Here is a 13,261-nt window from a genome sequence, read left to right as displayed (position 1 = left end):
CGCTCCCCACGGAGCGGCCTTTTTCAATGCGGCTGCACGGGCTCGACAAGATCACGCCCGATGTGGTTGCGGGCCAGCGCGTGTTCCACGTCGGCGCGCGTCAGCCCGATATCGCGCAATTGCCATTCTTCCATATCGGCGAGCCGGACCAGTGACCGCCTTCTGGCCGTGGCTGTCCGGTGCGCAACCCACAGGCTGACGACATATCCCTTGAGTTCGTCCCAGAAATTAGGCCGGCTGCCTACGTGCTTGCTGCTTTCGAACATGAGATGCATGGTTCCGTCCTTTCTCCTGACGAAACCATCCTGCGCCTCTCGCATCGATTGATCTAACGAATGTTTTTGGCTATAAAGATCGATAAATCCGATGTGAGGCGAAGGCCATGTTCTCTCTCGATCCCGATTTCCTCCGCACCTTTCTCGCCATCTCCGAAACCGGCAGCTTCGGCGGGGCTGGGGAGAAGGTGAATAAGACGCAGTCCACCGTCTCGGCCCAGATGAAGCGGCTCGAAGAGATCGTCGGCGTGCCGCTGTTCGAAAAGGAGGGGCGGCGCAACGTTCTCACCGCCGATGGCCTCAAGCTCCTCGAATATGCCGCGTCCATGGTCCGGCTCAACGATGAGGCCATCCGTGCCTTCCGTCCGCCCGAGGTCAGCGGGCGCGTGCGCCTGGGTGCCATCGATGAATATGCCCAGGCGTTCCTCCCGGCGATCCTGCGTGCCTTCAATCTTGCCCATCCGGCAGTGCAGGTCGAAGTCGCGACCGGCAACACCGGCCACCTGCTCGATCTTCTGGCGGACCGCCAGCTCGACGCGGCCATCCTGTCCTGCCGGGCAGGGGATACCGAGATCGAGGTGCTGCGCTCCGATCGTCTTCATTGGTTCGGCAGCGATGTGGGCTCACCTCATTTCGACGATCCACTGCCGTTCTGCGCCTGGTCTTCCGGCTGCTCCTGGCGCGAGATGGCGTCGGCGGCCTTGGCGCGCGATGGCCGCAAGTCGCGCCTCGTGGTCACCACCTCCAATGCAGCGCTCATTACGCTCACCGTCCGGGACGGTCTTGGCGTGGCTGTGGCGCCGGCGTGGTTTGTCAGCCCCGGCCTGCGGATTTTGGAGGAAATGGATGCGCGCTATCCCCTCGGCGTTGCCGAGATCGGCATAAAGCGCGCTGCCGGAGCGGAAAATCCCGTGCGCGAGCTCTTCCTATCCTACGCAAAGGCCCAGTTGGGCTCACCCGCTCTGGCTGCTTGAGGGAACGTCGCTTTTGGCCTTGGCGATCGAGCGTGACAATTGCGCGATGTCGTCGGCAAATTTTTCCTCAGCGTTCTCGCTCGTCCGCATCCAGGTCGAATAGCGTTCGAGCAGGGGGACGAATGCTGCGATGTCGTCCTTGGACCATCCGCTGAAAAACTCGCCCAACAGCAGCCATTTGAATTTGAGCACCGCATCGACCACGGCCTGCCCGGCCGGGGTCAGCTCGAGAATCGCGCGGCGGGCGTCGCGCTGGGAAACGGCGCGGCGCGCATAGCCTGCATTGACCATCTCGGCCACAAGCCGGCTGGCGCGCGATGGATCGATGGCAAGGCGCTCGGCGACCGTTGAAACCATCGTCTCGTCTTCGTCGTTGGACCCCATGGCAAAGGACGGCGGAGCGATGGCAAACAGCACATCCACCTGAGCGAGATCGATGTCGAGCCCAAGCGCCCGCAAGGCGCGATGGCCCAATTCGCGCTTGTGCATCTGGCGGCGCCAGTTCTGCGCCACGGCATCTATCCGCAGCAGCGCCTCGGCAAGGTCGGGATCCTTGCGGCGCTGGGCGAGGACCTCGCGTATCGTTTCCTGTCGCGATGGCATAGGCGATGCTCCTTAAATGCATGCCGAAAGCAAATGCATGCTATTGACATGTAAATGCCGTAGGCAGATATCTCAAGCACGTTATCCCCGGAGTTTAATATGTCGCAATCCATTCCACCCGCACCGGAGGAAAAGCCGGCCAACGTCAGGTTGGTGATCGGTGCGGTCATCGCGACCCTGCTCGTAGCCTCGCTGGGCCAGACGATCATAACCACCGCTCTGCCCATCATCGTAGGCGAATTGGGCGGGATCGAACACATCTCCTGGGCCATCACGGCCTATCTTCTCGCCGCCACCGTCGCCGCGCCGGTCTTCGGCAAGCTGGGCGATATGTACGGCCGCAAGCTGATGCTCCAGGTCGGCTTGGGACTGTTCATGGTCGCCTCGGTGATCGCGGCGCTGTCGGTCGATCTGACCATGCTGGTCGCCTGTCGCTTTCTGCAAGGGTTCGGCGGCGGTGGGCTGATCGTCACCGCCATGGCCGCGGTCGGCGATGTGCTGCCCGCCCGCGAGCGCGGCAAGGCGCAGGGCTTCATCGGCGCGTCCTTCGGCGTATCGACGGCCATCGGGCCGCTGATCGGCGGGCTGATCGTCCAGACGCTCTCCTGGCGCTGGCTGTTCCTGGTCAACCTGCCCATCGGCATCCTCGCCTTCGCCGTCATCGCCGTGGCCTTCCAGCCGCACGCCACCAGCGTAAAGCGCAAGATAGACTATGCGGGCGCCATCCTGCTCACCGTCTCGCTCTCATCGCTGGTGATCTACACCAGCATCGGCGGCACGGTCATGCCATGGCTCGATCCCATGGCGCTGTCGCTGCCGGTCGTCGGCATAGCGTCGCTCATCGCCTTCGTTCTGGTCGAGCGCAAGGCCGCCGAGCCGATCCTGCCGTTGTACCTCTTCCGCAACAACGCGTTTCTGGTCTCCAACGGCGTCGGCTTCATCGTCGGCACGGTCATGTTCGGCACCATCACATACATGCCCTCATACCTGCTGATCGTTCAGGGCTTCGCCCCCACCCAGGCCGGGCTGGCGCTCCTGCCGCTGATGATCGGCCTGATCGGCACTTCAACGTTGTCGGGCATGTATATGTCGCGCACCGGACGCTATAAGCTATTGCCCATCGTGTCCTCGGCCGTCCTCGCCGTTGGCGCGCTGCTGCTCGGCACGCTTGGCACCGATACGCCGTTCCCGCTGGTCATGCTTTACGTCCTGCTGGTCGGCATCGGCATCGGGCCGGTGATGAGCGTGGGCGTCGCCGCGATCCAGAACGCGGTTCCCCATTCGGTTCTAGGTGTCGCGACCGCCAGCGCGCAGATGTTCCGCCAGATCGGCGGCTCGCTGGGCGTGGCCGTGCTCGGCGCCATCTTCGCCAATCGCCTGGCCTATGAAACGGCCGCAATCGGGCACCCTGAGGGAACCGCGGGCTTTAATGCCGATATCCTCGCCACGATGCCGGCGGCCGAGCAGGCCGCCATGCTGCAGGCCTATGTCTCGGCGCTCCATCCGATCTTCTGGATCGCCGCCATCGCTGCCGTCGTCGCCTTTGCCATCGGCTGGCTCCTGGTCGAAATCCCGCTTTCCGACCGGCGGCCCGAGCGCATGGATATCGAACCGGAAGCACAGGCGGCGGAATAGCCGCATCGGATCAAGGGCTTAACGGCCTTCGCGGAATCAGTCCGGTAGCCATTTGAATCAAATTATCAACGCCCCTGGGATTTTCCCAGGGGCGTTGCTTTTAGAAGCTGGCCCGCAGCGAAAGCCCGATATCGTGGCTTTCATAGTCGTAGAACACGTTGTCCGACCAGCTATTGGTGTACTCATAGTAGATCGAGGGCATCAGCGGCCCGAACGTGATGTCGCGATGGCTGGCATCGATACGGCCGGTGACGAAGGTATCGACTTGATCTTTTTCGGTCTGGAACGGGGCAGGGCGCCAGTGCCAGCGCTGGCCGACGGTGCCTTCAAGGCCCAGCAGCAATCCGCCTTCGAGCAGCGTATCGAGCCGCGCTTCGAGCGTGCCCTCCAGCGTGCGGAAACTCTCGTCATCGGTGTGGTGGTAGATGGCCCGCGCGGTCGTGGTGAGATTGATGTTCGGCGCCAGTGTGTTCGATAGCGACACCGCGCCGTCGGCCAGATAGCCGCTCCGTTGCGGAAAATGCGGGCGCTCGATCGCCGCGACCTTGAGGTTGACGGCCAGCCGCTGCTGCGCCGTGATCGGCAGGGTGAACGTACCCCGCGCGCCGGCTTCGATCCGCGTCAGCCGCTCCTCGTCGAGCCCGAAGGTCAGATAGGGGGCAACCACGGCACGCGCGGTATCGGTCACGCTGAACGAAACGGGGGTTTCCACGGTAAAACTCGGCTCGAACCGCTCGTCGTCTGTCGTAAACCGCACGTCCGAACGCAGCACCCCCGAAACGGTCAGCGCCTCGGTCCGCGCCAATTCCACCGCCACCGATCCGCCGAACTCGAACAGCACCCCGCGCTGCTCGCGCGCCTCGTCGGGAATCGTCCCAGGTCCCCAGAGACCGCCATCGATGGTCCGCTCGGACGTGGCCCGGTTGACGTTGGTGGAAGGCGCGGCGGTGAAGTAACCACTCAGGGAGGGCTGGCCGCGCGATTGTTCGTTTTGGAGAAGCTGAGTAACGAGGTCGCGTTCCGGGCCGTCGGGCAGGATCGCCTGTAACGAACCGAGCCGGGCGGCAGCAACGTCGTACCGCCCCAATTGGCTATGGCAGCGATAAGCGACGAGATAGGGCGGTATGAAAAACGGTATCGCCTCGATAACGAGATCGGCAAGGATGACCGCATCGGAACATTGCCCGCTCTCGGCATGCCGCACCGAGGCGGCGTAGGCAGCCATGATATCGCCTTGCCCCGCCTGCGCATCGAGCTGTGCGGCAATCGCGTCGGCCTGCGTCCAGTTGCTTGCGGCTAAGGCGCGGTCAAGCGATTGCAGAGTTGCCTCTTGCGCCGCAGCCGGCAGGATTGCCATCGTCCCAGCGGTGGTCAATGCCACTAAACAGTGTTTGAAGAAGATCAAACTAACCCCCAAATCGAAATCGGCTCCGAGAGTCCTCGGAACCGACACATATTGGAACAGGCTGCCGCAGATTAACGGCGGTTACCCACGAATACGCCTGCCGTTTCGCCCGAAATACTGTTGCCAGCCATCACACCGCCGATTTCGTCGTAATCGGGTCCAAAGAAGGCGCCATAGACGTCGTTGGACGATTCGAACGAACCGGTCGTGTCGAGGTCGCCCTCGAACGTGTTGTTATTTCTGTTGACCTGGCCGCCCCCTTGGCCTGCTCGCGCTCCATTCGCGTCGGTCAGGCCCATTGCATAGGTATTGGTACTGAAATCGAAATCGGCTGCGAAACGTCCGTTTCCGCCAGTTCCGTCGTTGGCCGCAATGTTCCACAAGCCGTCATACAATACCCGCTGGTCGGGAATGACGTTAGTGGGGGTGCGTTGACCTTGAAACACTGTCGCGGCCTGATTGTTGACGGCACTGTCCGCGACGATCGCGCCGGCGGCATAGTCTCCCAGGTACAGGGCCCCGCCGTTGCGGGACGAGCCATACGAATATGCATCGATGCCGGCATAGCTGGCGCCCTGGCTTCCGTTACCGAATCGATAGGTCTCCCCGGCCACGTCCACCACGACATCCTCGCTGTCACCAGTGATGCGGCCGGTTGCCAGTTGCCCGCCACCGCTGCCTGAAATAGTCACTGCGTTATAACCCAGAGCCGGTCCGCCGGGCTGCGGAATCGACTGGCCGGACGAGCCTCCGCCACCCGTGCTCGAACAACCACTGACGGCGAGTGCTGCGGCGAGTGCGGAAAATGCAAAAAGCTTTGATGGCATGAGAATTCTCCTTATTGGTGCGGCGATTAGCCCCCGCACTCGGGGCAACAATGCGGCCCGAATGTGGAAGTTCCGAGTCATGGACGTTTGAAAGCAGCGGTGTTGCAATCTGGCCCCAACAGGCTGACACATCCGTTCGAACGCCATAGTATGGTCACCAAACCAGCATGAACTGCACCTGAATGAACAAGCCCCTCGTCGTTCGCACTGCCCGCACCGTCTGTCCTCACGATTGCCCGTCAACCTGCGCGCTCGATGTCGAAGTGCTCGATACCGGCACCATCGGCCGTGTGCGCGGCGCCAAGGACGATCCCTATACGGCAGGGGTGATCTGCGAGAAGGTCGCCCGTTATGCGGAGCGCGCGCATCACCCCGACAGGCTGCTCTATCCCATGCGCCGCACCGGCCCGAAGGGATCGGGGCGGTTCGAGCGGATCACCTGGGACGAAGCGCTTGACGAGATCGGCCGTCGGTTTCTGGAGATCGAGGACGAGTTCGGCGCCGATTCCATCTGGCCTTATTACTATGCGGGCACCATGGGCCATGTGCAGCGCGACGGCATAAACCGGCTGCGCCACGCCAAGGGCTATGCCGGCCAATACGACACCATCTGCGTCATGATCTCCTGGACCGGCTACATCGCCGGCACCGGGCTTCTGGCCGGGCCCAATCCCGAGCAGATGGCCGAGAGCGACTGCGTGATCATTTGGGGCACCAATCCGGTCAACACCCAGATCAACGTCATGACCCATGCCATCCGCGCCCGGCGCGAGAGGGGCGCCAGGCTCGTGGTCGTCGATATCTACCGCACCGCGACCATGGAGCAGGCGGATATGCCGCTGCTCATCCGCCCGGGCACCGATGGCGCCCTGGCGCTCGCGGTGATGCATGTGCTGCTCCGCGAGGGATTGGCGGACCGCGAATTTCTCTTGAGCCACACCGATTTCGACGCCGAAGTTGAATCGCACCTTGCGGACAGGACCCCGGAATGGGCAGCGTCCATCACCGGCCTGTCGGTCGAGGAGATCGAGGCATTCGCCCGGCTGCTTGGCGAAAACCCGCGCGCCTATTTCCGCCTCGGTTATGGCTTTTCCCGCCAGCGCAATGGCGCAACCAACATGCACGCCGCGCTTTGTGTCCCCACAATGCTGGGCGCATGGAAGCATCGCGGCGGCGGCGCCTTCCATTCCAATTCCGGCACCTGGGGGCTCGACAAATCCCAGATCACCGGCGCTTCGCTCAAAAAACCCGATGTGCGCGAATTGGACATGTGCCGCATCGGCCCGATCCTCACCGGCGATGTCGAAGCGCTCAAGGGCGGCGGGCCGGTCAAGGCGCTGCTGATCCAGAACACCAATCCCATGGTGGTGACGCCCGATCACAGCCTCACCCGCCGGGGCTTTGAGCGCGAAGATCTTTTCACCGTCGTCCACGAGCAGTTCATGACCGAAACGGCCCAGATGGCCGATATCGTCCTGCCCGCCACAATGTTCGTCGAGCACAACGACTATTACACGCGCGGCGGTCACACCCGCATACTCTATGGTCCCAAGCTGATCGACGCTCCGGGCGAAGCCATGCCGAACCACTTCGTCATCAACGAAATCGCCAGGCGCGTCGGCGCCTCTCACGCCGCGACCGAAAAGACCGACCGCGAGATGGTCGCCGAAACCTTTGCCAAATCAGGTTATGGCGACCTCGAAGAGATCGAAAGATCCGGCTTCGTGGATCGCGCCTTGCCCGATGACAGGGCGCGCTATACCGCTGGCTTTGCCTGGCCGGATGGCAAGTTCCGCTTCAAGCCCGATTGGGAAGCCACGCGCATCAAGCGCGGCGTCGAATGGGTCTGCGATCCATCCGAGATGCCAAAACTTGTCGATTTCGCCGATTGGAACGAACCGACGTCCGCCGAGGTCCCGTTCCGCCTCACCACCTCTCCGGCGCGGACGTTCCTCAACTCCACCTTCATCGAAACCCCCGGCAGCCAGAAGCGGGAGGGGGCACCATCGCTCCTCATGCACCCTGACGATGCCTCCCGCCTCGACCTCGCCGATGGCGCACCCGTCACCGTCGGCAATCACCGCGGCAGCGTTGAACTGACGCTGAGGATTTTCGATGGCCTGCGCCCCGGCGTCGTCGTCGCCGAGGGCCTGCACCCGCACAAGGCGCATCGCAAGGGCAGGGGGATCAACACCTTGATCGGCTCCGATCCCGTCAAGCCGTTCGGTGGAGCGGCTTTCCATGATGCCGCCGTCTGGGTCAGGGCATCGGCCGCATGACCGAAATCGCTCCCGCCTCCCGCCCGCGCATCGCGGCCGTCGATATCGCGCGCGGCATCGCCATCGTCGCGATGGTCATCTATCACTTCTCCTGGGACCTGGCTTTCCTCGGTTTCGTGGATTTCGACCCCACCCAGTCGCTCCCCTGGATCGTTTTCCAGAAATCGATCGTGGGCACCTTCATCTTTTTGACCGGCGTTTCGCTCGTGCTCGGCCATGGCGCCGGCATCCGCTGGCCTGCTTTCTGGCGGCGCTTCGCCATAATCCTCGGCGCCGCGCTGCTGGTCACGGCTGGCACCTATGCGTTCTACGCCGAAACCTTCGTCTATTTCGGCGTCCTGCACGCCATCGCGCTTTTCAGCCTTTTGGGGCTCGCTTTCCTGCGCTCGCCACTGGCGTTGGTCATCGTTTCGGCGATCGCGATCATCCTATTGCCGCTGTTCGTGCAAGAGCCGCTGTTCGGTGAAAAGCTCTGGTCCTGGATCGGCCTGTGGGATGTTCCTCCACCCACCGAGGATCTTGTTCCCATCTTCCCATGGTTCGGCGTCGCGCTCGCCGGCATTGCCGCCGCCCGCTTGGCGCTGGCCAGCGGCTTTGCCACCCGCCTCGCTGAAATCCAGGGCACCACGTCCCCGGCGCGCTTTCTTGCGCGATTGGGCCGCTGGAGTCTGGTCATCTACGTCTTGCATCAACCGATCATGATCGGTGTCCTGATGGGCATTTCCTCGCTCACCGGCGTAAGCGAAGCCAACCGCGCCAACAATTTCCTCGCAAGCTGCGAAGCCACCTGCGGCCAGTCGGCACCCGACCAGAGCTATTGCACCGCCTATTGCGCCTGCACGCTCGATCGCATTGAAGGCGATAGCCTGTGGGCCATGCTCGAAGCGCCCGAGCGCACGCCCGACCAAGACGCGACGCTCCAGGACCTCGCCAACCAATGCGCCGCCCAGGTGCTCGACGAGAGGCTGCTTGCGCCGAATTAGTGGTTATGCCTCATACTCTCCGCTGTCATTCCGGGATTTATTCCCGGAATCCAGCAGCAGCCTCGCAGCAATCACCTACCCATAAGTCGTCCAGAAAAAATACAGCGTCAGCCCGATCCCATAGACGATCACGAACCCCCTGATCGCCTTGGCCGGCACCAGATGCGAGAAATAGGCCGCCGCAAAGCCCCCGACCACTGCTCCCGCCAGCGCCACCGAACCGTCCACCCAGGCGATCGACCCCGTCGCGGCAAACCGCACCACGGCCACCACCGAGATCACCGAGGACAGCAAAAGCTTGAGCCCGTTCATAACGTGAACGTCCTCGAACCCGGCGAGCGCCAGCCAGGCCAGCAGCACGATGCCGAGGCCCGCATTGAAGAACCCGCCATAAAAGCTCGTCGCCAGCAGCAGCGCCGAAAGCCCGATCGCCCCCGCCCGCGCCGCATGCCGGCTGCCGCTCGACCGCGACGCGAGGAAGCGGTTGATCCGCTGCCCGAAGATATAGATCGCCACAGCGAACGCCATCAGCCACGGGATGATCCCGGAGAACTGCTCGTCCGAAATCCGCATCAGCGCTTCGGCACCCAGATAGCCGCCCACCAGCCCGATCACGCAATAAAGCACCATCCGGTCGCGATAGGGCGCGATGTGCTTCCAGTACCCGACAGTGCCGCTCACATAGCCGGGCAAACACGCATAGGTATTTGACGCATTGGCGAGCACTGGCGGAACACCGGCGAACAGCAGCGCCGGAAAGATCACGAACGAGCCCCCACCGGCGAGCGAGTTGATCATCCCGCCGATCAGACCGGCGGCGAAAAGCAGTAAAAATGTCACGAAAACAGTTCCGGGAAACGTTGGAAATCAACATCTAGCCAACACTGGCATCAATGCTCAATTCAATACCATGAATTTTCCGCATGGCGGGCATGAGGTTGACACGGGCGGCCGTCGCTCCTATCTCCCGTCTCGGTTGAAGAGCCAGCCGTCCGCGAGGCAAGAGCCTTGAGGTGAAGTCTTCCACGCCATGCCGCTTTCCGGCCCGCGTGAATTCTGCAAACATCGTCCTAACTCATTGGCGGTGCTTGGCAATGCGGACTCCCAAGACAAAAAATCCGCCGTGGAGTATATGACGATGCGCAAACCTGCATCCCATCTGACCACGACCGACCTCAAGACTGAGGCGCGTCAGTATCGCGCCGCCCAGCTCGAAGCTGGCCGCACCGTTTCTCATGCCCAAGCCCTTGAAATGGTTGCGCGTTTTCACGGCTTTCGTGATTGGAACACAGCCTCCGGCGTGCTCCCCCTGACCCGCGCGCCCGCCTTTGCCCTGAGCCAGCGGATCAGCGGAACCTATCTGAAACAACCCTTTAGCGGCACCATCATTGGCCTCGCCGCCTTGGGGGCAGGGGACATGTTCCGCCTCACCGTCCAGTTCGACGAACCCGTCGACGTCGTCTCGTTCGAAAGCTTTTCCGCTTTCCGTCAACGGGTTGAAGCCACGGTCACCCGCGAAGGCGTCTCGCCCAGCCGTACCAGCGACGGTGAACCGCACATGGTGATTACCTCGAGAGGCTGAATATCGAAGCCGGCGCATCGAAAGCTGCGCCGGCTTTTCGAACAGGGTTGCATTCATCGGCAACATACGATGAATTGAGGCGAGTTGTCCGGTGTCCAAGGAGTCGTCATGACTGAACAAACCAAGCCGATCGATCTTTATTATTTCCCCACGCCCAACGGGCACAAGATCTCGATCATGCTCGAAGAGCTTGGCGTGCCCTATACCGTCCACGCCATTCATATCGGCAAGGGCGATCAGTTCAAGCCAGAGTTTCTGGCCATCTCGCCCAACAACAAGATCCCGGCAATCGTCGATCCGGAAGGCCCCGGTGGCGAACCGATCTCGGTTTTCGAATCCGGCGCCATTCTCAAATATCTCGCCGAGAAGTTCGGCAGATTCTATCCGACCGATCCGCGGGCTCGCGTCAACGTTGATGAGTGGCTGTTCTGGCAGATGGGCGGATTTGGCCCGATGCTCGGCCAGAACCATCATTTCAAGCAATACGCGCCGGAAAAAATTCCATACGCCATCGATCGTTACGTCAATGAAACTCACCGCCTCTACGGCGTGCTGAACAAGCAGCTCGAGGGCAAGGATTATATTGCCGGCGACTACTCGATTGCCGACATGGCGACGCTGAGTTGGTCGCTCGGCTGGGAAAAGCAGGGCATGGATATTGCCGAATTTCCCAATGTTGCCGCTTGGCAGGAGCGCCTCAAGGCTCGTCCGGGTGTCCAGCGCGGCCTCGCGGTGAAATTGCCCGAAGATCAGACCATGAACCTGGCTGAAGACAAGGAAGCGCAGAAAGTGATGTTCAACCAGCGCGCTCGCTGATTCTGACCATAAAAAACGGCACCCGCGAGGGTGCCGTTTTCGTTGGAGGACCGGCTTACCAGCCGTTGCGATCGAACCAGGAGTCGACGTCGCGGCGTGCATCTTCCTTGGATTTGCCGTAGCGTTCCTGTATCTTGCCTTCAAGTTGTTCGCGCTTGCCACCGATCTGATCGAGATCGTCGTCAGTGAGCTTGCCCCACTGCTCTTTCACCTTGCCGGTAAACTGCTTCCAGTTGCCTTCCATCTGATCGCGATTCATCGTGTTTCTCCTTTTGATACCGTTGCCGTGGAAACGGCTGAGCACTGTTGGAGGTTCCCGGCCGACCTTCCGGCATCGTCCCCGGCATTTTCGTCGCGCTGGGCAAAAAGCCCTTGCACTCCCGTGACGTTCCGGGCTACCACCCGCCTCGGAGAGGTGGCCGAGTGGTCGAAGGCGCGCCCCTGCTAAGGGCGTAGGCGGGTAACTGTCTCGAGGGTTCGAATCCCTTCCTCTCCGCCATTGCTCAGCTCTTGCGATCTGCTGAAGCGGACCGGCTCAGACAGAGTATTACGCCCACTGCTCTTTGCGGCGATCGTTGAGCTTCCGATCTGCTGATCGGCCGAGTCCCTGCGCAAAAACAGAAGATGCTTTCCCTCCGGGGCGAGGTCGAATACCAGTGCCCATAAGCTGGGCCGGGCGGCCGATTCTGTGGGGAGGGTGCGTTGAAATCTGCGACAGCGAACGACGTTGCGCGATTGGCGGGTGTTTCCCGGTCTGCCGTGTCTCGCACATTTTCCGGCAACGGGTTCGTCTCAAGCGAAAAGCGCGAAAAAATCCTCAAGGCGGCCCAGCAACTCGACTATCGCCCCAACGCTATCGCCAGCAGCCTTGCCAGCCGGCAGAGCAATATGGTCGCGGTGATCATCAATAAACTCCCCGATGGCCGGTCGCCCTATTTCTACAATGCACTGATGAATGCGATTCAGGAGCAAGGCCTCTTGCCGCTCATGGTGATGGTCGAGCCGGGCGAGGATGGCATTCGTACGCTCAACAGGGCGGCGGCTTATCCTGTGCGGGGCATGGTGGTGATGGGTGACAGCGTACATCCCGCTGCAACCGGTCGCATTGTCTCCATGACGCGCCCGATCATTCTCAACGGTCAATGGACAGGTGACGACGAAGTCGACGCTGTCGTGATCGATCAGCGTCAGGGAATATCCGACATGGTTGCCGATCTCGCCGCCACCGGCCACCGCACCGTTGCTTTCATGGGGGGGCGTTCCACCGCCCTCATCGCCCGTGATCGGCGGAGCGCGCTGATCGATGCCATGGTGGCGCACGGATTGACGCTGGTTGCCGAGGGCAACGGCGATTTCAAATATGACCAGGCCCATGAAGAAGTCATAAGGATGTTCTCGGCCGGGAAATTGCCCGATGCGCTATTCTGCGCCAACGACATCATGGCTTTCGCGGCCATGGATGCGCTGCGTTACAAACTCGGGCGCAACGTGCCCGACGACATCAGTGTTATCGGCTATGATGACAACATCTCGGCGCGCTGGGGCGCCTATCAACTCTCCACGATCCGCCAAAGCTCCGACGATGTGATCGGTCAGATCCTCTCACTGTTGACCGAACCACGCCAGCAGCCCGGTCAATTCCGGGTGCGGACCGAATACATACGTCGCACGACCGTAGCATTGCGGCGATAAAACACGGCAAGACCTCCATAAATGGCCTCCACCAGCTCGCGTCACACGCGTGAGCAAGTGGACGCGCGTGCAGTTTTCAAAACGCTATCATACGAGCGTAATGAAGTTGTCATGGGGGAGATACAAAACGCACATATGCAAGCGAGTGCACAATGATTGGCGCGCCGATCATCGTTTTCCGCCCTCCATG

13 protein-coding genes and 1 tRNA gene are annotated in these 13,261 nt (G+C 61.6%); 8 read left to right on the top strand and 6 right to left on the bottom strand.

The genetic code is table 11. The features are described from left to right. Positions 1–23 precede the first annotated feature (23 nt). The gene (locus tag NO934_RS01210) at positions 24–275 is read right to left on the bottom strand and encodes a DUF1127 domain-containing protein (RefSeq protein ID WP_309161734.1); all 252 of its coding nucleotides are present in this window, start codon (positions 273–275) and stop codon (positions 24–26) included. A 107-nt stretch (positions 276–382) separates the two neighbouring features. On the opposite strand from NO934_RS01210, the gene NO934_RS01205 reads away from it, so the two are divergent. Further along, the gene (locus tag NO934_RS01205; RefSeq protein WP_309161732.1) at positions 383–1,249 is read left to right on the top strand and encodes a LysR substrate-binding domain-containing protein; all 867 of its coding nucleotides are present in this window, start codon (positions 383–385) and stop codon (positions 1,247–1,249) included. Here NO934_RS01205 and NO934_RS01200 read toward each other — a convergent pair. Continuing rightward, a complete protein-coding gene (locus NO934_RS01200) occupies positions 1,229–1,852 on the bottom strand; it encodes a MarR family winged helix-turn-helix transcriptional regulator (RefSeq protein WP_309161730.1) in 624 nt (207 codons plus the stop codon). The genes NO934_RS01205 and NO934_RS01200 overlap by 21 nt on opposite strands. Before the next feature lie 99 nt (positions 1,853–1,951). On the opposite strand from NO934_RS01200, the gene NO934_RS01195 reads away from it, so the two are divergent. After that, positions 1,952–3,487, top strand: a complete 1,536-nt coding sequence (locus NO934_RS01195; protein WP_309161728.1) for an MDR family MFS transporter — start codon at positions 1,952–1,954, stop codon at positions 3,485–3,487. Positions 3,488–3,587: 100 nt separating this feature from the next. On the opposite strand, the gene NO934_RS01190 is transcribed toward NO934_RS01195, so the two are convergent. Next, a complete protein-coding gene (locus NO934_RS01190; RefSeq protein WP_309161726.1) occupies positions 3,588–4,868 on the bottom strand; it encodes a surface lipoprotein assembly modifier in 1,281 nt (426 codons plus the stop codon). A 95-nt stretch (positions 4,869–4,963) separates the two neighbouring features. Then, positions 4,964–5,719, bottom strand: coding sequence for a transferrin-binding protein-like solute binding protein (locus tag NO934_RS01185; RefSeq protein ID WP_309161724.1), 756 nt, complete (start codon positions 5,717–5,719; stop codon positions 4,964–4,966). 182 nt (positions 5,720–5,901) lie between these two features. Between NO934_RS01185 and NO934_RS01180 the strand changes: the two genes are divergently transcribed. Both NO934_RS01180 and NO934_RS01175 read left to right on the top strand, forming a co-directional pair. Next, a complete protein-coding gene (locus NO934_RS01180; RefSeq protein ID WP_309161722.1) occupies positions 5,902–7,998 on the top strand; it encodes a molybdopterin oxidoreductase family protein in 2,097 nt (698 codons plus the stop codon). After that, positions 7,995–8,981 (top strand): heparan-alpha-glucosaminide N-acetyltransferase, encoded by a 987-nt coding sequence (locus tag NO934_RS01175; RefSeq protein WP_309161719.1) that lies wholly within the window; start codon positions 7,995–7,997, stop codon positions 8,979–8,981. The genes NO934_RS01180 and NO934_RS01175 overlap by 4 nt, the downstream gene beginning before the upstream one ends. Before the next feature lie 75 nt (positions 8,982–9,056). Here NO934_RS01175 and NO934_RS01170 read toward each other — a convergent pair whose 3' ends face one another. Continuing rightward, complete coding sequence (locus NO934_RS01170; protein ID WP_309161718.1) at positions 9,057–9,821, bottom strand: sulfite exporter TauE/SafE family protein; 765 nt, start codon at positions 9,819–9,821, stop codon at positions 9,057–9,059. Between the two features lie 190 nt (positions 9,822–10,011). On the opposite strand from NO934_RS01170, the gene NO934_RS01165 reads away from it, so the two are divergent. Further along, positions 10,012–10,563 carry a glyoxalase superfamily protein gene (locus tag NO934_RS01165; RefSeq protein WP_309161717.1) on the top strand — a complete coding sequence of 184 codons (552 nt, stop codon included), beginning with the start codon at positions 10,012–10,014 and terminating at the stop codon, positions 10,561–10,563. Positions 10,564–10,671: 108 nt separating this feature from the next. Continuing rightward, positions 10,672–11,379 (top strand): glutathione S-transferase N-terminal domain-containing protein, encoded by a 708-nt coding sequence (locus NO934_RS01160; RefSeq protein WP_309161716.1) that lies wholly within the window; start codon positions 10,672–10,674, stop codon positions 11,377–11,379. Positions 11,380–11,434: 55 nt separating this feature from the next. Here NO934_RS01160 and NO934_RS01155 read toward each other — a convergent pair whose 3' ends face one another. Further along, the gene (locus NO934_RS01155) at positions 11,435–11,638 is read right to left on the bottom strand and encodes a CsbD family protein (RefSeq protein ID WP_309161715.1); all 204 of its coding nucleotides are present in this window, start codon (positions 11,636–11,638) and stop codon (positions 11,435–11,437) included. 150 nt (positions 11,639–11,788) lie between these two features. Here NO934_RS01155 and NO934_RS01150 point away from each other — a divergent pair. Together NO934_RS01150 and NO934_RS01145 are read left to right on the top strand one after the other, a co-directional pair. Then, a tRNA-Ser gene (locus NO934_RS01150) sits at positions 11,789–11,878 on the top strand. A 203-nt stretch (positions 11,879–12,081) separates the two neighbouring features. Continuing rightward, entirely contained in the window at positions 12,082–13,071 is a 990-nt protein-coding gene (locus tag NO934_RS01145; RefSeq protein ID WP_309161714.1) for a LacI family DNA-binding transcriptional regulator, read from the top strand. The last annotated feature ends 190 nt before the right edge of the window (positions 13,072–13,261 follow it).

The sequence above is a fragment of the Pelagibacterium sp. H642 genome, assembly GCF_031202855.1.
Classification (GTDB): Bacteria; Pseudomonadota; Alphaproteobacteria; order Rhizobiales; family Devosiaceae; genus Pelagibacterium.
Note: the sequence above shows the minus strand (reverse complement) of the source record. Positions and strands in the feature narration are given on the sequence as shown.

Excerpts from the sequence above, each read along its gene's own strand:
- NO934_RS01210 (WP_309161734.1), bottom strand. The coding sequence starts at position 275 with ATGCATCTCATGTTCGAAAGCAGCAAGCACGTAGGCAGCCGGCCTAAT.
- NO934_RS01205 (WP_309161732.1), top strand. The coding sequence starts at position 383 with ATGTTCTCTCTCGATCCCGATTTCCTCCGCACCTTTCTCGCCATCTCC.
- NO934_RS01200 (WP_309161730.1), bottom strand. The coding sequence starts at position 1,852 with ATGCCATCGCGACAGGAAACGATACGCGAGGTCCTCGCCCAGCGCCGC.
- NO934_RS01195 (WP_309161728.1), top strand. The coding sequence starts at position 1,952 with ATGTCGCAATCCATTCCACCCGCACCGGAGGAAAAGCCGGCCAACGTC.
- NO934_RS01185 (WP_309161724.1), bottom strand. The coding sequence starts at position 5,719 with ATGCCATCAAAGCTTTTTGCATTTTCCGCACTCGCCGCAGCACTCGCC.
- NO934_RS01180 (WP_309161722.1), top strand. The coding sequence starts at position 5,902 with ATGAACAAGCCCCTCGTCGTTCGCACTGCCCGCACCGTCTGTCCTCAC.
- NO934_RS01175 (WP_309161719.1), top strand. The coding sequence starts at position 7,995 with ATGACCGAAATCGCTCCCGCCTCCCGCCCGCGCATCGCGGCCGTCGAT.
- NO934_RS01165 (WP_309161717.1), top strand. The coding sequence starts at position 10,012 with ATGCCGCTTTCCGGCCCGCGTGAATTCTGCAAACATCGTCCTAACTCA.
- NO934_RS01160 (WP_309161716.1), top strand. The coding sequence starts at position 10,672 with ATGACTGAACAAACCAAGCCGATCGATCTTTATTATTTCCCCACGCCC.
- NO934_RS01155 (WP_309161715.1), bottom strand. The coding sequence starts at position 11,638 with ATGAATCGCGATCAGATGGAAGGCAACTGGAAGCAGTTTACCGGCAAG.